We start from the raw sequence: 23,906 nt of genomic DNA on the forward strand, positions 1-23,906 counted from the left end.
CACGGAGAAGATGACCATCGCCTCGACCGCGACAAGCGTCGCAGGCGAGGGTGTGGCCGCCGCCCGACCCGGGCGGCGGCCACGGCACCCTCGCCGCTACACCGCGCAGGCGCGCTACGCGCCGCTCTGGCTGCTCTCGCCGGCCGGAATCGTGATCGCCGCGCTGATCCTGGCGCCGATCGTCTTTCTCGTCTTCACGTCCTTCACGGACTTCAACCAGCGGACCCTCTTCACGGGGGAGTTCAGCTTCGTCGGGCTCGACCAGTACACGAAGACCCTTGCGAGCCCGCAGTTCTGGTGGTCGACGCTGCTGACGATCGGCTTCACGGCCGCACTCGTCGTCGGCAGCCTCATCATCGGAGTCGGCGTCGCCGAGCTCATGATGCGACTGGGCACCGTGATGCGTTATGTCGTCACGATCGTGCTGATCTTCGCCTGGGGCATGCCGAACGTGGCGTCGTCGCAAGTGTGGAACTGGCTGTTCCAGCCGGGCTACGGCGTCATCAACTGGATGCTGACCCAGCTGCGCATCTTCGGCGACGTGACCAACCTGTCGTGGGCCAACAACACCTTCCTCGCTCTGCTGTGCATCTGGATGCTCGTCGTGTGGCAAGCGGTGCCGTTCATCGCGCTGACCACCTACGCGGCGCAGACGCAGATCGACACGTCGATGCTCGAGGCCGCCCGCATCGACGGCGCTAGCGAGCCCCGCATCTACTTCACGCTCGTCCTCAGCTACCTGAAGCCGACGATCCTGCTCGTCACGGTGCTCTCGATCATCTGGGACTTCAACGTCTTCAACCAGATCTGGCTCGTCACCCAGGGCGGGCCCAACAACACGACGGCGACGCTCGGCATCTGGACCTACCTGACCGCCTTCAACACCTTCAAGATCGGAACGGGCGCCGCGATCTCCGTGATCACCACGATCATGCTCATGATCATCAGCGGCTTCTACATCCGCAGCCTGCTTCGCTCGGGGGAGGACTTGTGAGCACCATCACCACCGCGTCGTCGACGTCCACGGCCGCGGCGACGCGCACGGGAGCGCGGCCCACGCGGCCCCGGCGGCGGCGCCGCCAGCGTCACGGCTGGGCGACCGCCATCGCGATCGTCTTCAGCGTCGTCTGGATCTTCCCCGTGTACTGGATGGTCAACACGGCGTTCAAACCGCGGCCCGAGGTCATGACCTCGACACCCCACTTCCTGCCGCTGAACCCGACGCTCGAGAACTTCATCGTCGCGATCACGCAGACGTCGTTCCTGACGAACCTCCAGAACAGCATCATCGTCGTCGTGAGCGCCGTGGTCTTCGCGCTCGCGCTCTCGCTGTTCGCCGCGGCGGCACTCAGCCGGTTCCGCTTCCGCGGGCGCCGCACGATCATGGTGCTGATCCTCGCGGTCCAGATGCTGCCCGGCACGGCGCTGCTCATCCCGCAGTTCCTGATGTTCAACAACCTGGGTCTGCTGAACTCGTTCTTCGGCCTCTCGCTCGCGTACGTCGCGGCTGTGCTGCCGTTCGCGATCTGGACCCTGCGGGGGTTCTTCATCACGATCCCGGTCGAGCTCGAAGAGGCCGCGATGATGGACGGTGCGGGCACATGGCGCATCCTGCGCAGCATCCTGTTCCCGCTCGTCGTCCCGGGTGTGATCTCGACGAGCATCTTCGCCTTCATCTCCGCCTGGAACGAGTACATCCTCGCCTACACCTTCATGAAGGAGCAGGCGATGTACACCCTGCCGATCTGGCTGGTGTCGTTCTCCTCGCCCGTCACGGGCACGGACTATGGCGGGCAGATGGCGGCCTCGGTGCTGTTCGCGCTCCCCGTCGTCGTCTTCTTCCTCATCATCCAGCGCCACCTCGTGGTCGGGATGTCGGCCGGGGCGGTCAAGGGCTGATGCGGGCGCAGGCTGCAGCCGCCTCCCGTCGGGAGAGCGGCTCATGAGAGCGGGCTTGGACATCGGCGGGACCAAGACGGACGCCGTCGCGATCGACGGGGCGGGGACGGTGCGGGCTCGGGTGCGGCTCGCGACGGGATGGGGATCGGATGCGGTCGTCCGCACCGTGGTCGACGCCGTCTCGGCGCTCGCTGCCGAGCTCGGGCTGCCCGTCGCCGCCTTCGCCTCGGTGGGCATCGGCATCCCGGGACGCATCGAGCCGGGCTCCACGCGCGTGCGGCACGCCGTGAACCTCGGCATTGACGAGCTCGACCTCGCCGCCGCCGTCGGTCCCGAGCTCGGGCTGCCCGTGGCCGTGCAGAACGACGTGAAAGCGGCCGCTCTCGGCGCCGCGGCGCTCGTCGGCGCGACGGGAACCCTCGCCTACCTCAACGTCGGCACCGGCGTCGCTGCGGGCATCGTCGTGGACGGGCGGCTGTGGGCCGGAGCATCCGGCACGGCCGGTGAGGTCGGCCACCTGTCGATCGATGCGGACGGGCCACTGTGCACGTGCGGCCAGCACGGCTGCGTCGAGGCGTTCTCGGGCGGCGGCGCGGTCGCGCGCCGCTGGGATCGCCCGGGCGAGCTGCCGATCCGCGACGTCTTCGACGCCGCCGATGCAGGTGACGCGTTCGCGATCGAGCTGCGCGACGGCATCGGCTATGGCGTGAGCGCCGCGATCCGCGCCCTGGTGCTGACGGTGGATGCCGGTACCGTCGTCCTCGGGGGTGGCATAACGATGCTGGGCGATCGGCTGATGGCCGTCGTGGGTGCTGAGCTCGAGCGCAGCGCCGACGCATCCCCGTTCATCCGCTCGCTCCGCCTCGACCAGCGCGTGCGCGTGCTTCCGGCGGGCTCGCCGGTCGCCGCGATCGGTGCGGCGCTCGTCGGCGCCGACCGCGATACCGAGGAGGTCCTTGCCCATGGCTGAAGTGGTCATCGTCGAGAACGCCGCTGCGGCGGGGGCTCTCGTCGCCGACGAGATCGTGCGGCTGATCCGCGCAGACCCGTCCGTCGTGCTGGGACTCGCGACCGGCTCGACGCCGCTGCCCGTCTACGAGGCGCTGCGCTCGCGCGTCGCCGACGTTGACGTGTCGCAGGTGCGCGGCTTCGCCCTCGACGAGTACGTCGGCATCGATCCGGCGCATCCCGAGAGCTACCGCTCCGTCATCACTCGCGAGGTCGTCGAGCCGCTGGGACTCGACCCGGCGCGCATCCGCGTGCCCGACGGGCGCACAGACGGCATCGAGCACGCCGGCGCCGACTACGAGGCCGCGATCGATGCGGCCGGGGGAGTGGCCCTCCAGCTGCTCGGCATCGGCACCGACGGGCACATCGGCTTCAACGAGCCGGGGTCGTCGTTCGCGTCGATCACCCGTGTGAAGACCCTGACCGAGCAGACGCGCGAGGACAACGCGCGCTTCTTCCCGAGCATCGACGACGTGCCGATGCACTGCATCACGCAGGGGCTCGGAACGATCCTTCGCGCGAAGCACCTCGTGCTCCTCGCCTTCGGCGACGGCAAGGCGGAGGCCGTGGCCGGCGCTGTCGAGGGTCCGGTGACGGCGTCGCTGCCCGGCTCCGCGATCCAGCTGCATCCGCACGCGACCGTGGTCGTCGACGAGGCCGCGGCATCGCACCTGCGCTTCGCGGACTACTACCGCTACACGTACGCGAACAAGCCCGCCTGGCAGGGCCTGTAGATCCGTCGCGCGCGCCATTACTCTGACGACATGACGAATGGCTCTGCGCAGGTGCTCACGGAGACCGGGCGCGACGCCCGCCTGACGTGGGCGATCGGCGGCGGACTGCTCGTCGCGTACGCCGTTCGATGACTTCACGAGCTAGCTGTACCGCGTCTCAGCGCCAGGCGAGGGGCAGCAGCTGATTGCGGCTGAGCGGGGCGAGGGGAGTCGCATCCACGTCGCCCTCGCCGATCCAGCGCAGCTCGTCGATCTCCGCACCGGCGAGCGCCTCGGGTCCGGGCAGCGTCAGCGCGAACGCGTCCGCGACGACGGTGTGACCGGGCTCGTCGGCCGCGGCATCCCGGAACATCCCGAGCGGCGTGAACGAGGCGGGATCCGCGACGATCCCCGTCTCTTCGAGCAGTTCACGGACGGCGGCCTCGAGCGCCCCCTCCCCGGGATCGGGCTTGCCGCCGGGCTGCTGGAAGACGGCCGTGCCGTGCTTGCGGACGACGAGCGCGCGCCCGGACGGATCCGTGACCACGACGGCGCTGACCCGGATCACGCGCTCCGCGGGCGCTGCGCTCACGGGAAGACCTTGCCGGGATTGAGGATGCCCTGGGGGTCGAACAGGCGCTTGATGTCGCGCTGCAGGCGCCACTGATCGTCGCCGAGCTCGTCCGCGAGCCATCGCTTCTTCAGCACGCCGATGCCGTGCTCTCCGGTGAGCGTTCCGCCGAGGCGCAGAGCGGCGCGGAAGAGGTCGTCCGCGGCCGCCCAGATCTGATCGGGCACGTCGGTTTCACCGTCGGGGATGATGAAGTTGGGATGCAGGTTGCCGTCGCCGGCGTGCGCGACCGTGGGGATCGCGATCCCGTACTCGCGCTCGACCCGCGCGATCTCATCGAACATCGCCGGCAGGGCGCTGCGGGGCACGCTGACGTCCTCGATGAGGGTGCGGCCGAGCGACTCCATGGCGGGATGCATCGACCGGCGGATCGCGAGCAGCCGCTCGCCCTCGGCGGGATCCTGCGAGACCGCCACCTGACCGCCGGCGTCGCGCAGGACCGCCGCGATCTCGTCCGCTTCGGTCGCCGCGGCCGGGCCGTCCGTCTGGACCGTCAGCTGCGCGGCCCCGACGGGCGGGGCTGCGAGCCCCAGCAGGGCGTGCACAGCCGCGAGGGACTGCGTATCCATCAGTTCCATGATCGCGGGCTGGATGCCGGCCGCCGTCACGGCTGCCGAGGCCTGCGCGGCCGAGCGCACGCCGCGGGGGAAGGTCGCCGCGATCGTCCGCGGCGCGCCCGGGACGAGCCGCGTGAGCTTGAGTGTCGCGCCGACGACGATGCCGAGGATGCCCTCGGACCCGATGAACAGCGACGTGAGATCGAGCCCCGTGACGCCCTTGACCGAGCGATGGCCGACGTGGATCAGCCTGCCGTCGGCGAGCACGACGTCGAGTGCGAGGACGGCGTCGCGCACGACCCCGTACTTCGCGCACAGAAGCCCCCCGGCGCCCGTGGCGATGTTGCCGCCGACCGTCGAGATCGCGCGGCTCGCGGGGTCCGGCGCCCACCACAGTCCGTGCGGCGCGAGCGCCTCGTTGAGGTCGCCGTTGAGGATGCCCGGCTCGACCACGGCGAGCAGATCGTCGGGGCGGACCTCGAGGATGCGCGTCATCGACCGCAGCGACAGCGCGATCTCGCCGCGCCCCGCGTTCGCTCCTCCCGCGAGTCCGGTCCCGGCGCCGCGCGGGACGACCGGTGTTCCCGTCGCCGTCGCGATGCGACACACCGCCTGCACGTCGGCGACGGAGGCCGCGTGGACGACGGCGACGGGCGGGGCGGATGCCGCGTGCCCGGACTTGTCGGCGCGGGCCCCGTCGAGGGCGCCCGGGGTCGTGTCGACGCGCTCGCCGAGCGCGTCGCGGAGCTGGTCGAGGACGTCGGAGGTCACACTCTCAGCCTAGAGATGCGTTTCGGCGAGCCCTCGCTCCATGACCGAACCCACACTCAGATCACGCGAATCGGCTGTGGGCTCGGGAAATGGATGAGGGCTCGCGAGAGGTGCGCACGGGTCACTCCGCGACCCGGACGTCGTAGCCGCGCTCGACGAGCTCCGCGCGCTGTTCCGGGGTGATGCCGGCATCGGTGAGGACGATCGGGAACCGCTCCGGGCCGCCCATCACGGCGAACGCGGTGCGGCCGATCTTGCTCGAATCGGCGACGATGACCGCCTGCCGGGCGCGCGCGGCCATCAGCCTATTGGCCGCGGCCTCGCGCTCGTCGTGCGTGGTGGCGCCGACCTCCGCGTCGATGCCGTTGACGCCGATGAACGCCACGTCGATCGTGAGGCCGCGCAGCACCTGCTCCGCGTATCCGCCGACGAGCTCGTAGGAGCGGGCGTTGAGCACGCCGCCCGTGACCACGATCTTGAGGGAGGGACGGGTCGCCAGCTGCGCGGCGATGTTGACCGAGTTCGTGACGACCGTGAACGCGTGGAGCGCGGCGGCGGGCGCAGCATCCGTCCGCATCGCGAGGGCCGCCGCGATCGCGGTCGTCGTCGTGCCACCGGTGAGTCCGACGACCGACCCGGTCGGGATCATCTGCGCGGCCATGCGGGCGATCCGCTGCTTCTCCGCGGTGCGCTGGTGGTTCTTGTACCGCAGGGGCAGCTCGTAGGCGACGCTCAGCGGCGCAGCACCGCCGCGGGTGCGGGTGAGCAGCCGCTGCTCGGCGAGGGCGTCCAGGTCTCGACGCGCGGTCGCGGCCGAGACGCCCAGGGTGTCGACGAGCTCGTCGACCTCGACGCCGTCCGAGGCGGCCAGCAGCTCGATGATCGCCGCGAGTCGCTCGGCACGCTTCATGAGGCGACCCGCAGCGCGTCGGTCTGGAGCGCGAACAGGCGCAGCATCCGTTCCGCCTCGGCCGCCACGGCGGCCCGCCCGGCGGACACGTACCTGCGCGAGTCGACCATCGTCGGGTCCCCGTCGAGGGAGGACCGGATGGCGCGGGTGAAGAAGCCGTTCAGGTGCGTCGACACATTGATCTTCGTCATGCCGGCGCGGATCGCGGCCGCCAGGACGTCATCGGGGACTCCGGATGAGCCGTGCAGCACGAGCGGGACGTCGAGGGCGGCGCGCAGGCGCGCGATGCGCTCGAGATCGAGGTGGGCGGTGCGGCTCGTCATGGCGTGCGATGATCCCACGGCGACGGCCAGGGCGTCCACTCCCGTCGCAGCCACGAAGTCGCGGGCCTCGTCCGGGTCCGTGCGCACACCGGGCGCATGGGCGCCGTCCTTGCCGCCGATCTCGCCGAGCTCGCCCTCCACCGAGACGCCGGCCGCATGGGCGGCGGCCACGACGCGGGCGGTCGCACGTACGTTCTCCTGATAGGGGAGTGTCGAGGCGTCGAACATGACCGAGCCGAAGCCGAGTGCGATCGCATCGGCGACGAGCTCTTCGCGCTCGGCGTGGTCGAGGTGCACCGCGACCGGGACGGTCGACGCGTCGGCGATCGCGAGGGTCGCCGCACCGATCGGCGCCAGAGCGCCATGGTAGTCCGCGCAGTTCTGCGAGATCTGGAGGATGACGGGCAGGCCCGCCGTCTCCGCACCGCGGACGAGCGCCTCGGCCGTCTCGAGGTGGATCACGTTGAACGCGCCGATCGCGGTACCGCGGTCGGCGGCGTCGGCGACGAGGTCGCGGGCGTGGGCGAGGGTCATCGGGCCTCCGTCATCGGAAATGTCTTCGAGAGTGGGAACACGTCGATGCGCTGGGCGAACTCGACGTGTGCGGGTGAGATCTCGCCGGCGACGGGCTCCAGGACCGCCGCGGCGGACCACGCGACCGCCGCGCGCAGGAGCGACGCCGGGTCGTGGACCCCGCATGCCAGGAGGACGGATGCGGCGGCCACCGCCGCATCCCCCGCTCCCGTCGGGTTGCCCGCGAGCACCTCGGGCAGACGTGCATGCAGCGGTTCGGTGTCCGCCGTCACCGCGAGCATGCCGCCCGCGCCGAGCGAGAGCAGGACGAGTCGAGTGCCGTGTTCGAGCAGCGTGCGGGCGGCGGCGACCGGGTCGTCGATGCCGGTCGCCTCGACCAGCTCGGCACGATTGGGCTTCAGCACGGTGGCACCGGCCCGGGCGGCGGCGAGCAGCGGCGCTCCGGAGGTGTCGACGATCGAGGGGATGCCGCGCGACGCCGCGATGCCGACCAGCTCGGGCACGACCGCGTCGGGAGCGCCCGGCGGCAGGCTGCCGGAGACGACCAGGACGGCTGCGGCGGCAGCCGCATCCGTCGTCGCAGCCACAAGTGCGAGCCACGCGGCGGCGCCCGGATCGGAGCCGCGCTCATTGAGGACGGTCGCGTCGCCGGTCGCCGCATCCACGATCGCGACGCTGCGCCGCGTCGGCGGATCGACCGGGACGAGCACGTGCGGGATGCCGCTCGCCGCGAGCTCGGCGGCGAACTCCGCGCCGGTGGACCCCCCGCACGTCGTGACGGCCACGACATCGGCACCCTGCTGCGCCGCAACCCGGGCGACGTTCAGGCCTTTGCCGCCTGCGCGCACGCGTGCCGGGCCCACCCGGTGACTCTCGCCCACCGAGAGGCCGTCGACGTGCCAGGTCATGTCGAGCGCCGGGTTCGGGGTCACGGCGACGATCCGTCCCGTCTGCGCGCGGCTCATGCGGCGGCATCCGTTCGCTCGCGGGCGATGATCGCGGCTCCCAGGAGCCCGGCGTCCTCGCCGAGCTGGGCCGGCAGCAGCTGCGGTCGGCGGTGGAAGCTCAGGCGCGCGTCCAGGCGCGTGCGCAGCGGCTCGAACAGTGCATCGCCGGCACGCGAGAGGCCGCCGCCGATGACGACGGCCTGCGGCGCGAGCATCGCCGTCAGCTGAGCGAGCGCGAGCACGAGGGCATCGATGGCGGCATCGACGACGGCGGTCGCGACGGTGTCTCCGGCCGCGGCGCGGGCGAAGACCGCGCGGGCGCCGTCGGTGGTGTGACCGGAGAGCTCGGTGTAGCGGCGGGCGATGGCGCCGGCCGAGGCGACGGTCTCCAGGCACCCGTAGGCCCCGCACGGGCACTCCGATCCGCCGGCGACGGGGGAGTGGCCGATCTCACCCGCGTAGCCACCGGCGGGATGCAGCCGGCCGTCCACGATGAGCGAGCCCGCGATGCCCGTCCCGATCACCATGACGAAGACGTCGTCGAACGCGCGGGCTCCGCCCATGAGGTGCTCGGCCCATGCGGCAGCCCGCACATCGTGGTCGAATGCGACCGGCATGCCGAGCGCGTCCGCGGCGAGCTCGCGGATCGGCGCGTCGTGCCATCCCAGATTGCTCGCGTAGACCCCGATGCCGCGCGTCGAATCCACGATGCCCGGCACGATGACGCCCGCCGCGGTCGGGGTCGTGCGGGGAAAGCGCGATGTGAGCTCGGCGGCGAGCTCGGCGAGGCGCGCGGTCAGCGCGACAGGGGTCTCGGAGCCGGCGAGGGGAGTCGGTGTGCGCTCGACGCCGAGAGCGTGGCCGCCGGCGTCGAACAGGGCGGACTTGATGTCGGTCCCGCCGACGTCGAACGCGAGGATCGGCCGGCCGTCGCCGAGCGAGAGAGTCATGGTTCGAGAATGACAGAACGGGTGAGCGAGCGGGGCTCGTCGGGGTTCAGGCCCTTGGCGCGGGCGCGCTCGAGTGCGACGCGCTGTGCACGCACGAGTTCGGCGAGCGGATGCAGCGACCCCTGCTCGAATCGTGCCCCGGTCGCCGCGACCTGCTGTGCGAGGCCCTCGGGCGCGTCGCCGAACTGCCAGGTGACGCGGCCGGGCGCGGCGATCGAGATGGGCCCGTGGCGGTACTCCATCGCGGGGTACGACTCGGTCCAGGACTGGGATGCCTCGCGCATCTTCAGCGCCGCTTCGTGGGCGAGGCCCACCGTCCAGCCCTGCCCGAGGAACGTGTACTGCTCGGCGCCGACGAGCTCCGGGTCGAGCTCCTCGGCGATGGCTCGCTCGGCATCCGCGATCGCGGGCGCGAGGTCGACGCCGAGCGAGGAGAGCATCAGGGCGAGGGCCGTGGTCGCGAAGCGCGTCTGCACCACCGACTGCTCGTCGGCGAAGGGCAGGAGGAGCGGCCTGTCGACGGCGGAGACCAGTGGGGACGAGGCATCCCCCACGATGCCGATGGTCGACACGCGGCCGGTGAGGCGATCGGCGAGCTCGAGGATCTCGGTCGTCGTGCCCGAGCGCGACAGCAGCACGACGTCGTCGTAATGCCGGTCGACGACGAAGGCCTCGGATGCGGCGAACGCGTCGGTCTCGCCGAGGCCGAGGGACTCGCGGGCCGCGGCGTAGGACTGGCCCATGAACCACGAGGTGCCGCATCCGACGATCGCGACCCGGCGGCCGGCGGCCGGCATGCCGGCGCGCACGGCGTCGAGGCCGGCGACCCGCGCCCACGTCTCGGGCTGCGAGGCGAGCTCTCGCGCCATGTGCTCGGCGATACGGCCGGTGGGGTCCTGTTCGATCACGGCTGCTCCTGTTTGCTCGTAGTTTGCAGGAATGAGCATAGCGCATGATCTAAAGTGCTTGTAACGCCGATTTTCAATCAGTATCCTGATCGAAATATGCGCCGGCCATGAGAGCTTGGCAATATGCTCAGAGTCCTAACAAAAGGGACTATAGGCGACGAAGCCGAGGAACTGCACCCGCAGCCCGAGCGATGCCGCCCGAGCACCACCCTTTGCACGAGACAGTGAGGATGCAGCACATGAAGAAGACCCACCTGCTGGGAGGCGCCGCGATCGCGGCGACTGCAGCGCTCGCGCTCACCGGGTGCGGGTACGGCGGCGGATCGTCCGGCAATGCGTCCGGCGGCGCCACCACGCTCAACATGCTCGTCCCGAGCTACTCGGACAAGACGCAGCAGAACTGGCAGACCGTGATCAAGGGCTTCGAGAAGAAGTACCCCGACATCACCGTCAAGCTCCAGGTCGAGTCGTGGGACAACCTGCAGACGGTGATCACCACCAAGATCCAGGGCGGCCAGACGCCGGACATCTACAACGGCGGTCCCTTCGTGGGCTTCGCCTCCGACGACCTGCTGTACAAGGCGAGCGACGTCGTCTCGAACGGCACGATGTCGGACTTCCAGGATGCCTTCGTCAAGAACGAGGAGTACAAGGGCACCGCCTACGCGCTGCCGTTCATCGCCTCCGCCCGTGCGCTGTTCGTCAACAACGACCTGCTGAAGCAGGCCGGCGTCTCGACGCCGCCCAAGACGTGGGACGAGGAGCTGGACGCCGCGGTCAAGATCTCGAAGCTCGGCAACGGAGTCGCCGGCTACGGCATGCCCCTGGGCTCGGAGGAGGCTCAGGCGGAGGCGGCCGTGTGGCTGTGGGGCGGCGGCGGCACGTTCGGCAACGCCGACAAGATCACGGTCAGCGACCCGTCCAACCTGCCCGGCGGCGACCAGATCAAGAAGATGATCGACGCCGGCGCGACGGAGAAGGACCCCGGCTCGACGAACCGCACCCCGCTGCTCGACATCTTCATCCAGGGCAAGATCGGGATGCAGGTGGGCCTGCCGCCGACCGTCGGCCAGATCAAGGAGAAGAACCCCTCCCTGAACTACTCGATCGTCCCGATCCCCACGAAGGACGGCAGTGCCATGACGCTCGGCGTCGAAGACCAGCTGATGGCCTTCAAGACGAAGACGGACAAGAAGGCCGCCATCCAGAAGTTCTTCGACTACTTCTACTCCAAGGACGTCTACGTGCCGTGGGTGAAGTCGGAGGGCTTCCTGCCGGTCACCAAGTCCGGAGCGACGGCGCTCGACAACGAGCCCGACCTGAAGCCGTTCCTCGAGGTGCTGCCGAGCGCGAAGTTCTACCCGTCGACGAACCCCAAGTGGGACGCCACGGATGCCGCGTTCAAGTCCCTGTTCGGCCAGATTCAGACCAAGCCGGCCACGGACGTCCTGGACGAGATCCAGGCCGCGGCGGACAAGGGCTGACACCCCGGAAAGGTTCGGTGACACGCGCATGAGCACCTCCACCGAGACGTCGCCGAACCAGGCGGGGGCGGCCACCGGCCGCCCCCGCTCCGGCAAGGCCGCTGCATCCGACTCCGTCGGCCGCGTCCGCAAGCCGGGCGGGCGCGACCTCGTCGCGGCCCTGCCGTGGCTCGCCCCGGCCCTGATCCTCATCTTCGGCGTCGTGTTCTTCCCCGCCGGGGTCATGTTCTTCAACTCCACGCGGCGCATCGACATCGCCGGCATCGACAAGGGCTCCGTGGGCTTCGACAACTACGTCGAGGTCTTCACGTTCCCCTCCTTCTGGCCGATCTTCCTGCGCACCATCGTGTGGGTCGTGGTCGTCGTGGGTGTCACGGTCGTGCTCTCGCTGGGACTCGCGCAGATCCTCAACAAGGCGTTCCCCGGCCGTCGCTTCGTCCGGATGATCGTCATCATCCCGTGGGCCGCATCCGTCGTCATGACGACGATGGTCGTGTTCTACGGCCTCGAGCCGTACTTCGGGATCATCAACAAGCTCCTCTACGACATCGGGCTCATCGCAGACCCGGAGGGCTTCGGCTGGACGAGGAACGCGACGACGGCCTTCGCGTGGTCGATCGTGGTCGCCGTCTTCGTGTCGCTGCCGTTCACGACGTACACGATCCTGGCGGGGCTCGCGACGGTGCCGACGGAGACGCTCGAGGCCGCCAGGGTGGACGGTGCGAGCCCGGCGCGCACGTACTTCACGGTCGTGCTGCCGCAGCTGCGGGCGGCGCTGGCGGTCGCCATCCTGATCAACATCATCAACGTCTTCAACTCGCTGCCGATCCTGCGGGTGATGACCGGCTCGATACCGGGATACGACGCCGACACGTTCATGACCCTCATCTTCAAGTACATCCAGAATCAGCATCGCGTCGATGTGGCGAGCGCCCTGTCGGTCGTCGCCTTCCTGATCGTGATCGGCATCGTCGCGCTGTACGTGAAGATCGTCAAGCCGATGCAGGAGGCCTGAGCGATGACCGCCACCACTCTTCCCGCCCCGGCGGCGGGCGTACCCGTGAAGCCCCGCAAGAAGCGGTACACGAGCGATCAGATCACCCTGTCGCGGATGCTCTGGCGGATGCTCGCCGGGCTCGTCGTCGCGCTGTTCTTCATCCTCCCGTACCTGATCATGTTCTTCGGGTCGGTGAAGACGCAGGCGCAGATCCGCTCGGTCACTCCCACGTACTTCCCCACGGAGTGGCACTGGGAGAACTACCTCACGATGTGGTCGACGCCCGAGACACCGCTCTTCCACAACCTCGTCTCGACCATCGTGATCTCGGTGTGCGCGACGATCCTCGTGCTGTTCGTCTCACTGCCGGCTGCCTACTACACGGCGCGCTACCGGTTCCCGGGGCGGCTGGTGTTCCTGTTCCTCGTGATCGTGACGCAGATGCTGCAGCCGGCCGTGCTCACGTCGGGTCTGTTCCGCCAGTTCTTCGCGATGGGCCTGATCGACACGTGGACCGCGATGATCCTCATCAACGCCGCGTTCAACCTCGCGTTCGCCGTGTGGATCATGCACGCCTTCTTCGCCGGTGTCCCCCGGGAGGTCGACGAGGCGGCGCAGATCGACGGCGCCGGGCGATTCACCGTGCTCTTCCGGATCAACCTGCCCCTGGTCTGGCCGGGCATCGTGACGGCTGTCGTCTTCACGTTCGTCGCCTGCTGGAACGAGTTCGCCGCATCCCTCGTCATCCTGCAGACGGCCGACAACCAGCCTCTCTCGGTCGCGCTGACGAAGTTCGTCGGCCAGTATGCGACGTCGTGGCAGTACGTGTTCGCCGTGTCCGTCGTCGCCGTCGTGCCGGTCGTCGTGCTGTTCATGCTCATCGAGAAGCGACTCGTGGGCGGACTCACCGCGGGCAGCGTGAAGTAGAGACGCGGATGCCGGAAGCCCCCGGTTCTGCGCATAACCGGGGGCTTCGAGCGCGAAGCGGGGATCAGTCGAAGCGGCGACGCCCGGCGATCACGCCGACGGTGATCGCGATCACCGCGAAGACGAGGCCCACCCAGGCGAGGCCCATTCCCCACCACGCGAGCGTGGCGGCCAGGTAGACCAGCAGCTCGACGACCCCCCGGACGAACGGATGCACGGCGAGCACGGCGCGCGGCGACACGAACAGCGCCCACACGAGGATGGCGAGCACCGGCGCGCCGATGCCGACGATGACGTTCCACGGGAGCGCGAACGCCGCGAAGCCCCAGAACGCGAGTGTGCCGAAGGCGAAGAGCTCGCAGAAGAATGCGATGACGTCCACGGCTGACAGCGGCGGGCGCGTGCCGGCGGGCAGGGCGCTCTGGGGCGGGTTCTCGGGCATCGTTCGATTCTACGGCGGACCGCTGGGAGCGCCGATCGGGTGCGGTGCTTCGTCGGCCGCACCGGTCGGCTGCACCCCTGGCGGCTCAGGCCCGGCTGAGCAGATCGCCCATGGCGATCTGCAGCGTCGTCGCACCCGGCACGAGGAACGACACGGACGCGTTCTGCACGACGTCCGACACCTTCGGTGTGATCACGATCGTCGCGATGCCGTCGGCCCCGGCGACCGCGGTGCCGCGCACGAAGCCGCGGGCCGTCGCCGTGATCGTCGCGCCGGGACTCGTCCGGACGGTCGCGGTGATCGTGACCGTGTTGCCGCCGCTGCGCGTGACCTGCACGCCGATCAGTGACGGGGCCACGACAGCGGGAGGTGCGACCGGCGGCGGCGGTGTCGTCGGAGGAGCGGTGATCGCCGGGGCGGTCGTGGACACCGACGCGGGAGCGGGAGCGGGAGCGGGCGCGGGCGCGGGCGCCGGGGCCGACGCGACGGGCGCCGTCGCCCTCGGCGCGACCGGTGCGGGTGCGGGCGGCGGAGAGACCGTGGCGGGCGCGACCGGAGCGGGATCGGTGCCGGAGGCAGCGGAGTCCGTCGTCTGAGGCGGTGCGGCGGCGGGAGCCGCGGCCTGCGCGCGATCGGCGGGAGCGGGGTGCGGCTGGTTCGCCAGCACGAACCCGAGCGCGACGGCGCCGGCTATCGCGATCCCGGCCGCCACGGCGCCGACGGTCATGGACGACGTGCCCGCTCCGGCAGTGGCGCCGCCGGCGCCGCCGGCGCCTCCTGCCCCCGCGTTGCCGGCCACGACGGCACCCGGGATGACGGATGACGGCATCCCCGCCACCGCGACGACCGCCGCCCCGCCGCCCTGCAGCGATGCGAGGTAGGCCGTGGCTCCGCCCACCCCGATGACGAGTGGCAGCAGCACGAGGGCGAGCCGGCGCGAGACCTCCTTGGCCTCCGACGCGACGATCGCGCAGCGCGCGCACTCGGCGAGGTGGGCCTCCACACGGTTCTTCGCGCGGATGCCGAGGTTTCCGCGCGCGTACGTGCCGAGCTTCTCGATCGTGAACTGGCACTCGGAGCCGTCCTCGATGGACCGCAGATGCGCCTGGATCCACGCCTCTCGCAGGCCCTCCCGTGCGCGCACGGCGAGCTGGGCGACGGCGTTCGCGCTCATGCCGAGCAGGGGCGCCGCCTCGGCGGGCTTCATCTGCTCGATCTCGGTGTACCAGAGCACCTCCTGCCACCGCGTGGGCAGGCTCCGGAACGCCTGGTTCGTGAGGCTGCGGTCGAGAGCCTCGTCGGTGGCGTGCGCACTCGCCTCGGGATCCTCGACGGCGTCGAGCTCGTCGATCGCCGTCTCCCTGTGGGAGCGTCCCCATCCGGCGGCCGTGTTGCGGATGCTCGTGAAGAGATAGGCGCGGAAGGCCCCCGTGGGCCCGCCCCCGCGCGTGATGGCCTGGAAGATGCGTGCGTACGCCTCCTGGACCAGGTCGTCGGCGTCGATGCTCGACGTGATGGAACGCGCCACGACGATGCCCGACCGGTAGTGCCTGCGCCAGAGCTCGCCGTACGCGGAGGCGTCTCCAGAGCGCGAGCGCAGCACGAGATCGCCGTCGCTCAACTCGGTGAGATGAGCCGCGGCGGGGGGCGCGTCATCCGGTGACATGGTCCTTCTGCGGGCCGCGCTGTTCGGGTGACGCGACCCCTCGATTCTGCCGTCGGACGGATGCCACGGCAAACCCGGATCCGTGTCTTCACGGGCGTTTCGGGGCTCCAGGAACTTTTTCCGACTTTTTTCGGGAAGTCGCGTCATGGATCGCGGCATCCCCCGTCTCATGGGTGGAGACCGCACCCCGGAACGGGGGGATTCGTGAGGGGGCGGAGTGCGGAGCGGCGACGTCACATGACACGTCCGCGGGGGCCCGGCCGGCCTCGGGGGAGAGCCGGCCGGCCCCGACTCCGTCGCCGGTGACCCGGCTGAGGGCCCGGCGCATCCCCAGTTAGCGCAAACCCTGTGAGGGCCGTCAGGCCGGGTCGCCGGCGACCCACACCGCTCTGACCGCGACCTCGTCGTCGAGCAGGACGGCGTCGGCGAGGAATCCGGGATGCAGCGACCCGAGGTCGTGGCCGCGGCCGACGGCACGGGCGGGCACGCGCGTGGCGGCCTCGACCGCGTCGATCACCGGCACACCGACCTCCTGCACGGCACGGCGGACGGCCGCATCCTGCGTCAGCGTCGATCCCGCGATCGAGCCGCCGCCCTCCAGCCGGGCGACACCGTCGACGACGTCGACCGCGAGCCCGCCGAGGTCGTAGCGGCCGTCGCCCGCGCCCGCGGCGGCCATCGCATCGGTGATGAGCGCGATGCGACCACGCCCGTCGGCGGTGCGCGCGCTCGCGAAGGCGAGGCGCATGACGGCCGGGTGCACATGGATGCCGTCGGCGATGAGCTCGAGCGTGACCCGGTCGTCGGCGAGCGCCGCGGCGACCGGTCCGGGGGCACGGTGATGTATGCCGTCCATCCCGTTGAACGCGTGGGTCAGGATCGTCGCTCCGGCGTCGAAGGCGCGCTGCGCGGTCTCGAAGTCCGCGCCGGTGTGGCCGACGGCGACGGCGACGCCCGCATCCACGAACCGACGCACGGCGTCGAGGCCGCCGTCCAGCTCGGGGGCGACGGTGACCTGGCGGATGGTGCCGCGGCCCGCGGCGAGCAGCAGGTCGATGTCCTCCGCCGTCGGTGCGCGGAGCAGGGACGCGGTGTGAGCGCCCTTGTGCCCCGGATCGAGGAACGGTCCCTCGAGATGGGAGCCGAGGATCGTGGCATCCGTCTCGGCGAGGTCGGCGACCATCGCGGCCCGCGCCGCCAGCGCGGGGATCGTCGCCGTGACGAGCGAGAGCACGGCCCGGGTGGTGCCGTGCGACCGGTGGAGCGCGCGCGCGGCGGCCACGGCAGCGGGTCCGTCGTCGAACGCGACGCGTGCGCCGCCGTGGCCGTGGATGTCCACGAATCCCGGGGCGAGCAGCAAGCCCGCACCGTCGAACGCGGCGCGCGGCGCGAGGTCGCGCCATCCGTCTCCCGCCCCGGTCTCCACCACCCGCCCGGCGTCGAACGCCACCCAGCCATCGGCCCCACGGCCGTGCGCCTCCTCCGCGAGACGGACGGAGTGGATGACGCGGTCGACCGTCACCTCGCGGCCCAATCGATCTCGGGAGAGGCGAAGAAGTGGATGCCCTCGCGCGTCCACAGCGGGCCGAGCTGCCCGACGCGCGCGCGGAAGCCGCTCCACGTGCGCTCTGCGTCGGGGGCGGACTCCGCCGACGAGTGGGCCGCAGGCGCCGGCGACCACGCGATCTCGGCCGCCGACGCCAGGCGGGGGAAGGCCATCTCGTCGATGTCGTCCGCCGTGCGCAGGGTCTCCGACCACAGCGGCGCCTCGACCCCGAGGATGCTCTGCTCGCCGATGCCGTCGACGATCTTCGTCGGCTCCCACGAATAGGACCTCTCGACGCTCGTCGGGCCGTTCGCCCATGTGAGACCCAGGGCCGTGGAGGCGTCGTACTTCATGTCGAGGTAGGCCGCGTCAGCCGGCGACATGACGACCTTCGCGCCGTTCTCGACGAACGTGCGTGCCTGATCGTCCATGCCGTCGGTCGGCGTCCGGAAGCCCCAGTACTGTCCGACGGTGCTCGGGGCGATGCCGGTGGACGCCCCCGCCTCGTGCCAGGCGACCGGCGTCTTGCCCGCATCGGCGACGATCTTCGTCACGCGATCGACGAACAGGCGGTAGTCCGCGGGCGCGATGCTGTGCGGCTCGTCGCCGCCGATGTGGATGTAGGGACCCGGCGTCATCACGGCGAGCTCCCGGACGACGTCCTCGACGAACGTGTAGGTCGCCTCATCGTGGATCTTCAGCGACGAGAACCCGACGGCGTCGCCGGTGTAGGGCTCTCCGGCGACGGGGATCTGCTGGTTGAACTTCTTCATCTCGTCGGTGATGACGGGCGCCTCGGCGAGCTCCGGGTAGGCGAGGCCGACGGCATGCGTGTGGCCGGGCAGGTCGATCTCCGGGACCACCGTCATGTGCCGAGAGGCGGCGTAGGCCACGATGTCGGCGAAGTCGGCCTTCGTGTAGAAGCCGCCCGGGTCGCCGCTCATCGAGGTCGTCGAGGCGCGCTCGGTGAGCTTCGGACGGGAGTCGATCCGGATGCGCCATCCCTGGTCGTCGGTGAGGTGGAGGTGCAGGACGTTGAGCTTCAGCGACGAGGCGTCGTCGATGTAGTGCTTGACCACGTCGACGGGGAAGAAGTGGCGGGCGACGTCGAGCATCGCTCCGCGGTAGGCGAACCGCGGATGATCGGAGATCTCCGTCGCCTCGGCCTGCCACGTGCCGTCGCGCTCTCGCAGCAGCTGCGTGAGCGTCTGCACGCCGTAGAAGAGGCCGGCCTCGTCGGCGCCGGTGATGGTGACCCCGGCGGCGCTCGCCTGCAGCGTGTAGGACTCGGGCGACGCGCCCGCCGCGATGCGCAACACGACGTCGTGCGCCGATCCGGCGCCCGACGCCGTCTGCAGCCGCAGTCCGGTGGCCGCGCCGAGCAGCTGGACCGCGAGCCGAGCCGTGGCCTCGGCATCCGTCGCCTCCGTACGGACCGTCGACGACGTGCCGAGCGTGAAGGGCTTCGCGGACGCATCCGCCTTCTGCGATGCCGGGAGAGGGACGACTGCGGTCACGGATGATCCTTCTTCGGAGGGGGCGTGGGATGCGGCGGAGCCGGGTGTGCAGGCCGCCAGCGCCACCGCGGCCAGCACGACGATACCGACCGCCGCGGTGCGCTTCATGTAAGGAAACCTAACAAATAGGCGACGGGACGGACAAGTGGCCTTTCGACTATGCTCGGCTTGTCGCGACTGGCGTATGAGGTGGTCACCACCGGGGAGCGACTTCACGGCATTCGACCGCGCGCCTGGGCCGATGTGTTCTTTTACCGATCGCAGCCGTGAAGGGAAGCCATGACCGACCAGTTCTTCAACGCCCCGCTCGCCGAGGTCGATCCCGAGATCGCCCAGGTGCTCGAGCGGGAGCTCGAGCGTCAGCGCGGCTACCTCGAGATGATCGCCTCCGAGAACTTCGTGCCCGTGTCGATCCTGCAGTCGCAGGGCTCCGTGCTGACGAACAAGTACGCCGAGGGCTACCCGGGCCGCCGTTACTACGGCGGCTGCGAGGAGGTCGACGTCGCGGAGGAGCTCGCCATCCAGCGCGCCAAGGAGCTGTTCGGCGCCGCCTTCGCCAACGTGCAGCCGCACTCCGGCGCCACGGCCAACGCCGCGGTGCTGCATGCGATCGCGCGGCCCGGCGACACGCTGCTCGGTCTCTCGCTCGACCAGGGCGGCCACCTTACCCACGGCATGAAGATCAACTTCTCGGGCCGGCTCTACAACATCGTCGCCTACGGCGTCGACCCCGAGACCTCCGTCATCGACATGGACGAGGTCGCCCGCCTCGCCCGCGAGCACCAGCCCAAGGTGATCATCGCCGGCTGGTCGGCGTACCCGCGTCAGCTCGACTTCGCGCGCTTCCGCGAGATCGCCGACGAGGTCGGCGCGCTGCTGTGGGTCGACATGGCGCACTTCGCCGGCCTGGTCGCCGCCGGCCTGCACCCGAACCCGGTGCCGCACGCGCACGTCGTCTCCTCGACGGTGCACAAGACGATCGGCGGACCCCGCTCGGGCTTCATCCTCACCAACGAGGAGGACATCGCCAAGAAGATCAACTCGGCCGTCTTCCCGGGGCAGCAGGGCGGTCCGCTCATGCACGTCATCGCCGCCAAGGCGACGGCGTTCAAGCTCGCGGGCACGCCCGAGTTCACCGAGCGCCAGGAGCGGGTCCTGCGAGGTGCGCACATCATCGCCGAGCGGCTCTCGCAGCAGGACGTGAAGGATGCCGGCATCGCAGTGCGGTCGGGTGGCACCGACGTGCACCTCGTGCTCGTCGACCTGCGCGACGCGGCGATCGACGGCAAGCAGGCCGAGGACCTCCTGCACGAGATCCACATCACCGTCAACCGCAACGCCGTGCCGAACGACCCGCGTCCGCCGATGGTGACGTCGGGGCTGCGCATCGGCACGCCCGCGCTGGCGACCCGCGGCTTCGGCGACGCCGAGTTCACCGAGGTGGCCGACGTCATCGCGCTCGCGCTGCAGCCGGGGGCGGATGTCGAGGCGCTGCGTGCGCGTGTGGCCGCCCTGACCGCGGCCTTCCCGCTGTACCCGGGCCTGCAGCAGTAATGCCGGCGCAGATCCTCGACGGCCGCGCGGCCGCCGCGCAGATCAAGGCCGAGCTCACGGAGCGCGTCGCCGCGCTCCGTGAGCGCGGCGTCGTTCCGGGCATCGCGACGGTGCTCGTCGGCGCGGACCCCGCCTCGCAGCTGTACGTCGCGATGAAGCACCGGCAGTCCGTCGAGGTCGGGATGAACTCGATCCAGCGCGAGCTGCCCGCGGACGCCGCACAGGCCGATGTCGAGGCGCTCATCGACGAGCTCAACGCCGATCCGGCGTGCCACGGCTACATCGTGCAGCTGCCGCTGCCGAAGCACCTCGACACGGACGCGATCCTCGAGCGCATCGATCCCGCCAAGGATGCCGACGGGCTCCACCCGACCAACCTCGGGCGGCTCGTCCTCAACGTCAACGGGCCGATCCACACCCCGCTGCCGTGCACGCCGCGGGGTGTCATCGAGCTGCTGCTGCGCAACGATTACGACCTGAAGGGCAAGCATGTCGTCGTCGTCGGCCGCGGTGTCACGATCGGTCGGTCGATCGGCCTGCTGCTGACCCGCCGGGTGCTGAACGCCACCGTGACCCTCACGCACACGGGGACCGTGGATCTGCCGTTCTACCTGCGGCAGGCGGATGTCATCGTCGCGGCGGCGGGGGTCAAGCACCTTGTTCGCGCGGAGGACGTGAAGCCCGGCGCTGCAGTCCTCGACGTCGGCGTCACGCGCGAGATCGACCCGGAGACGGGCAAGGCCCGCGTCTACGGCGACGTCGAGCCCGGCGTCGCCGACGTCGCGGGCTGGATCTCGCCGAACCCCGGCGGCGTCGGCCCGATGACGGTGGCCCTCCTGATGACGAACGTCGTCGAGGCCGCCGAGCGCACCCTGGCCTGAGCGGCGCTCGCATCCCCGGGTGACGCCGTCGCCGGTTTGTCGGCAATCCGGCGAAAATCGGGCGGCCTGGCGCGCGGGACCCGATTTTCGCCGGATCACCGTGGATTCGAAGGATGCCGAGGAACGCGACGCCGGTCCGACCTCACACGGGCCGCGGCCAGAGCCGCTCGACCGCGTCGAGGACGCCCTCGTACACGGTGTCCGGGTCCACAGGCGGCGGGCAGACGCCCGCGAACTCGAGGCTGACGGCTCCGTGCACATGCGCCCACACCGTGAGGGCGGCGGCGAGAGGATCCGCAGCCCCGCGCGCGGCGAGCGAGCGGATGAGGGGGTCGAGCGCGTCCTCCGTGCCCTCGCCCTCGTAGGAGGCCAGGGCTCCGCCGAACATCAGGCGATAGAGCGACGGATGCTCGTGCGCCCACGTGCGATAGGCGACGCCGAGGGCGCGCAGGCCGTCGGGCTCGGCATCCCGCTGTGACGCCGCGAACGACGCGAAGCCGTCGGCGATGACCGCGACGAGCAGCTCGTCCTTGCCGCCGAAGAGCGTGTACACGGCGGAGGTCGACGTGCCTGCCGCGCGTGCGACCTCACGCAGCGAGACGCGGTCGGGCCCGGCCGCCGCGACCGCGTCGGCGGTTGCGGCGAGCAGATCGGCGCGGAGCGCGTCGTCATACGTGGAAGGTCTGGCCATCGCATCCATTGTATGTGTAACATCGTTACGTAACGATGTTATGGATCGAATCCGCAAGGGGTGTGTCATGAGTCGAGAGGTGCTTCCGGGCCGATACACGGCCGACATCGACGGCGAGACCGTCACCGTCTTCCTCATCGGGATGCGGGCGAACCGCTGGTGGCGGCTCGGGCGGGTGATGCGCATCGCGAGCCGGATGCCGCCCATGCTGCGGCACCTCATGACGCATCCGGATGCGGGGCTGCTGGGATTCGAGCAGTGGTTCGGGCGGACCACGATCCTGCTGTCGTACTGGCGCAGCTCGGAGCATCTCCAGCGCTTCGCCGCGGACCGGGACGCTCCGCACCTCGAGCCGTGGCGCGAGTTCCAGCGGACGTTCGCCGGCAGCGGCGATGTGGGCGTGTGGCACGAGACCTACGAAGTCCCCGCCGGCCACAGCGAGACGGTCTACAGCGACATGCCGCTGTTCGGGCTCGCGCGGGCCACCGCGCACGTGCCGGTTGCGGCCGGCCGCAACACGGCCCGTCAGCGCATGGGCCGCTGATCGCCCGGTTCCCGCGGGCGTCGTCAGTCCTGAGACTCGACGGCGGCGAGAGCCTCCAAGGCGCCGCGCGTGGGTGCGACCTGGACGAGCCCGCGGTACAGGGTGCGCAGTGCGGCCCGGTCGACGACTCCCGTGCGGGCGCGGTCGCAGTGCACCGACTGGATCGCGGCCTCGAGCTGGAAGCGGCCGGGGACATCGTCGCCCTTCACGCGGGCAGCCGTGCGCAGGAGCGCCTCGCCCTCCGAGATGAGCTCGCGATCCCACAGCGCAGTGTCCTGCCGGTCGAGGGGAGGCCACGGGTCGCCCACGCGCGCGGGTGCCCGCGACTGCGCGAGAGTCAGGAGCGCCGCGAGGCCCCAGGCCTCGGCATCCGTCTGCAGAAGGGTCGCCGTGAGCACGGCGAGCCAGCGCGCCTCATCGGCGAGCGAGGTGCGGACGTCCTGCTGGTCGAGCCAGTCCAGCGAGTACGCCCCGTAGATCGCCTCGAGGACGGCGGCCGTGCGAGCGGGCATGTCGGCGCGCGTGGGCACGACGAAGGGGATGCCGGCATCCCGGATCTTCCGCTTCGCCCGCACGAGCCGCTGCGCCATCGCGGCGGGCTCGACGTCGAAGGCCGCAGCGATCTGCGCGGCGTCGAATCCGAGCACCGCCTGCAGCATCAGGGGCGTCCGGATGGCGGGATCGATCGCCGGGTGCGCGCACGCGAACATCAGCTCGAGCCGCCGGTCGGGGATGGCGTCGCCCCGCTCGAGCAATGCGGCGATGTCCTCGTCGCCGGCCATCGCCTCCGCACTGTCGAGCGATGAGCTCGTGCGGCGCGCGGCGGAGCCGAGCACGTCGCGGAGTCGGTTGCGGGCCACGGTGAGCAGCCATCCTTCCGGGTTGTCCGGTACGCCGGTCTCGGGCCAGAGCCGCAGCGCGCGCTCGAGCGCGTCGGCGAGGCAGTCCTCGGCGAGGGCGAGGTCGCCGGTGCCGGCGGCGAGGAGGGCGACGAGCCGGCCGTACGACGTGCGAACCGCGCGCTCCGCGGCGCCCGCCGCCTCCAGGTCTGCCGTCGCCACGGCGGTTACCGGACGGGCGCCGCGCCCTGCCAGGCGCCGTCGGCGAAACGCGTCGCAACGGGGCGCACCTCGACGGCGCCCCAGGCGACAGACGGTGCCTTCGAGGCCCACTCGATCGCGGCATCCAGGTCATCCACCTCGATCACGAACGAACCGCCGAGCTGCTCCTTCGTGTCGGCGTACGGGCCGTCCTGCACGACGAGCTGGCCGTCACGCATGCGCACGGTGGTGGAGACGGCAGAGGGCTGCAGCACCTCGGCGCTGCGCAGCACGCCTGCGGCGTCGAGGGCCTTCGCGTACGTGTCGAACGCACGCATGCCCTCGGCCAGGGTCTCGGGGTCGAGTTCGTCCGCCGTCATCTCGGCATACTGCAGGAGAAGCGTGTATCGCATGATCCGTCCTTCCGTGGGGATGCTGGCGTGATGATGACGATCCGGCAGACCTC

General features: G+C 70.7%; 24 protein-coding genes and 1 riboswitch. Of the genes, 10 read left to right on the forward strand and 14 right to left on the reverse strand.

The annotated features are described in order from the left end of the window. Positions 1-10 precede the first annotated feature (10 nt). The 4 genes from SM116_RS05025 to SM116_RS05040 are packed head-to-tail and all read left to right on the forward strand — an operon-like array spanning position 11 to position 3,641. Positions 11-994 (forward strand): carbohydrate ABC transporter permease, encoded by a 984-nt coding sequence (locus SM116_RS05025; protein ID WP_320943360.1) that lies wholly within the window; start codon positions 11-13, stop codon positions 992-994. Further along, complete coding sequence (locus SM116_RS05030; RefSeq protein WP_320943361.1) at positions 991-1,899, forward strand: carbohydrate ABC transporter permease; 909 nt, start codon at positions 991-993, stop codon at positions 1,897-1,899. The genes SM116_RS05025 and SM116_RS05030 overlap by 4 nt, the downstream gene beginning before the upstream one ends. 43 nt (positions 1,900-1,942) lie before the next feature. After that, positions 1,943-2,869 (forward strand): ROK family protein, encoded by a 927-nt coding sequence (locus SM116_RS05035; protein ID WP_320943362.1) that lies wholly within the window; start codon positions 1,943-1,945, stop codon positions 2,867-2,869. After that, positions 2,862-3,641: a glucosamine-6-phosphate deaminase gene (locus SM116_RS05040; RefSeq protein ID WP_320943363.1), complete on the forward strand. Its 780-nt coding sequence runs from the start codon at positions 2,862-2,864 to the stop codon at positions 3,639-3,641. Before SM116_RS05035 ends, SM116_RS05040 begins: the two co-directional genes overlap by 8 nt. Before the next feature lie 157 nt (positions 3,642-3,798). On the opposite strand, the gene SM116_RS05045 is transcribed toward SM116_RS05040, so the two are convergent. From SM116_RS05045 to SM116_RS05075, 7 genes are all read right to left on the reverse strand, one after another. Then, entirely contained in the window at positions 3,799-4,212 is a 414-nt protein-coding gene (locus SM116_RS05045; protein WP_320943364.1) for an NUDIX hydrolase, read from the reverse strand. Then, complete coding sequence (locus tag SM116_RS05050; protein ID WP_320943365.1) at positions 4,209-5,579, reverse strand: FAD-binding oxidoreductase; 1,371 nt, start codon at positions 5,577-5,579, stop codon at positions 4,209-4,211. Before SM116_RS05050 ends, SM116_RS05045 begins: the two co-directional genes overlap by 4 nt. 121 nt (positions 5,580-5,700) lie before the next feature. Beyond that, the gene (locus tag SM116_RS05055; RefSeq protein WP_320943366.1) at positions 5,701-6,489 is read right to left on the reverse strand and encodes a DeoR/GlpR family DNA-binding transcription regulator; all 789 of its coding nucleotides are present in this window, start codon (positions 6,487-6,489) and stop codon (positions 5,701-5,703) included. Next, a complete protein-coding gene (locus SM116_RS05060; protein WP_320943367.1) occupies positions 6,486-7,346 on the reverse strand; it encodes a class II fructose-bisphosphate aldolase in 861 nt (286 codons plus the stop codon). The genes SM116_RS05055 and SM116_RS05060 overlap by 4 nt, the downstream gene beginning before the upstream one ends. Beyond that, positions 7,343-8,311: a 1-phosphofructokinase family hexose kinase gene (locus tag SM116_RS05065; RefSeq protein WP_320943368.1), complete on the reverse strand. Its 969-nt coding sequence runs from the start codon at positions 8,309-8,311 to the stop codon at positions 7,343-7,345. The genes SM116_RS05060 and SM116_RS05065 overlap by 4 nt, the downstream gene beginning before the upstream one ends. Then, positions 8,308-9,243, reverse strand: coding sequence for an ROK family protein (locus SM116_RS05070; protein WP_320943369.1), 936 nt, complete (start codon positions 9,241-9,243; stop codon positions 8,308-8,310). The genes SM116_RS05065 and SM116_RS05070 overlap by 4 nt, the downstream gene beginning before the upstream one ends. Then, positions 9,240-10,112, reverse strand: a complete 873-nt coding sequence (locus tag SM116_RS05075; RefSeq protein ID WP_320944102.1) for an SIS domain-containing protein — start codon at positions 10,110-10,112, stop codon at positions 9,240-9,242. Before SM116_RS05075 ends, SM116_RS05070 begins: the two co-directional genes overlap by 4 nt. Before the next feature lie 278 nt (positions 10,113-10,390). Here SM116_RS05075 and SM116_RS05080 point away from each other — a divergent pair, with 278 nt between their 5' ends. From SM116_RS05080 to SM116_RS05090, 3 genes are read left to right on the forward strand one after another with little or no spacing between them, the layout of a single operon-like run. Continuing rightward, entirely contained in the window at positions 10,391-11,635 is a 1,245-nt protein-coding gene (locus SM116_RS05080; RefSeq protein ID WP_320943370.1) for an extracellular solute-binding protein, read from the forward strand. Positions 11,636-11,663: 28 nt separating this feature from the next. Then, positions 11,664-12,650, forward strand: a complete 987-nt coding sequence (locus SM116_RS05085) for a carbohydrate ABC transporter permease (RefSeq protein ID WP_320943371.1) — start codon at positions 11,664-11,666, stop codon at positions 12,648-12,650. 3 nt (positions 12,651-12,653) lie between these two features. Further along, positions 12,654-13,559 (forward strand): carbohydrate ABC transporter permease, encoded by a 906-nt coding sequence (locus tag SM116_RS05090; protein ID WP_320943372.1) that lies wholly within the window; start codon positions 12,654-12,656, stop codon positions 13,557-13,559. Positions 13,560-13,623: 64 nt separating this feature from the next. Here the strand turns inward: SM116_RS05090 and SM116_RS05095 are convergent, their stop codons facing one another. The 4 genes from SM116_RS05095 to SM116_RS05110 all read right to left on the reverse strand — a co-directional run bounded on the left by SM116_RS05095 (position 13,624) and on the right by SM116_RS05110 (position 18,838). Further along, complete coding sequence (locus tag SM116_RS05095) at positions 13,624-14,001, reverse strand: YrdB family protein (RefSeq protein WP_320943373.1); 378 nt, start codon at positions 13,999-14,001, stop codon at positions 13,624-13,626. Between the two features lie 85 nt (positions 14,002-14,086). Further along, positions 14,087-15,667 (reverse strand): sigma-70 family RNA polymerase sigma factor, encoded by a 1,581-nt coding sequence (locus tag SM116_RS05100; protein WP_320943374.1) that lies wholly within the window; start codon positions 15,665-15,667, stop codon positions 14,087-14,089. Between the two features lie 358 nt (positions 15,668-16,025). After that, complete coding sequence (locus SM116_RS05105) at positions 16,026-17,189, reverse strand: N-acetylglucosamine-6-phosphate deacetylase (protein ID WP_320943375.1); 1,164 nt, start codon at positions 17,187-17,189, stop codon at positions 16,026-16,028. Continuing rightward, a complete protein-coding gene (locus tag SM116_RS05110; protein WP_320943376.1) occupies positions 17,186-18,838 on the reverse strand; it encodes a beta-N-acetylhexosaminidase in 1,653 nt (550 codons plus the stop codon). Before SM116_RS05110 ends, SM116_RS05105 begins: the two co-directional genes overlap by 4 nt. A gap of 55 nt (positions 18,839-18,893) precedes the next feature. Then, positions 18,894-18,976, forward strand: a riboswitch (ZMP/ZTP riboswitch). 33 nt (positions 18,977-19,009) lie between these two features. Here SM116_RS05110 and glyA point away from each other — a divergent pair. After that, entirely contained in the window at positions 19,010-20,284 is a 1,275-nt protein-coding gene (gene glyA, locus SM116_RS05115) for a serine hydroxymethyltransferase (RefSeq protein ID WP_320943377.1), read from the forward strand. Then, positions 20,284-21,165 carry a bifunctional methylenetetrahydrofolate dehydrogenase/methenyltetrahydrofolate cyclohydrolase gene (locus SM116_RS05120; protein WP_320943378.1) on the forward strand — a complete coding sequence of 294 codons (882 nt, stop codon included), beginning with the start codon at positions 20,284-20,286 and terminating at the stop codon, positions 21,163-21,165. The genes glyA and SM116_RS05120 overlap by 1 nt, the downstream gene beginning before the upstream one ends. Positions 21,166-21,307: 142 nt before the next feature. On the opposite strand, the gene SM116_RS05125 is transcribed toward SM116_RS05120, so the two are convergent. Continuing rightward, positions 21,308-21,856, reverse strand: a complete 549-nt coding sequence (locus SM116_RS05125; protein ID WP_320943379.1) for a TetR/AcrR family transcriptional regulator — start codon at positions 21,854-21,856, stop codon at positions 21,308-21,310. Between the two features lie 67 nt (positions 21,857-21,923). Here SM116_RS05125 and SM116_RS05130 point away from each other — a divergent pair, with 67 nt between their 5' ends. Beyond that, positions 21,924-22,400, forward strand: a complete 477-nt coding sequence (locus SM116_RS05130) for a DUF4188 domain-containing protein (protein WP_320943380.1) — start codon at positions 21,924-21,926, stop codon at positions 22,398-22,400. Positions 22,401-22,423: 23 nt separating this feature from the next. Here the strand turns inward: SM116_RS05130 and SM116_RS05135 are convergent, their stop codons facing one another. Together SM116_RS05135 and SM116_RS05140 are read right to left on the reverse strand one after the other, a co-directional pair. Further along, the gene (locus SM116_RS05135) at positions 22,424-23,461 is read right to left on the reverse strand and encodes an RNA polymerase sigma factor (protein WP_320943381.1); all 1,038 of its coding nucleotides are present in this window, start codon (positions 23,459-23,461) and stop codon (positions 22,424-22,426) included. Positions 23,462-23,466: 5 nt separating this feature from the next. Next, positions 23,467-23,853 carry a YciI family protein gene (locus SM116_RS05140; RefSeq protein ID WP_320943382.1) on the reverse strand — a complete coding sequence of 129 codons (387 nt, stop codon included), beginning with the start codon at positions 23,851-23,853 and terminating at the stop codon, positions 23,467-23,469. Positions 23,854-23,906: the final 53 nt, after the last annotated feature.

The organism is Microbacterium rhizosphaerae, assembly GCF_034120055.1.
In the GTDB taxonomy this organism is placed as follows: Bacteria; Actinomycetota; Actinomycetes; order Actinomycetales; family Microbacteriaceae; genus Microbacterium; species Microbacterium rhizosphaerae.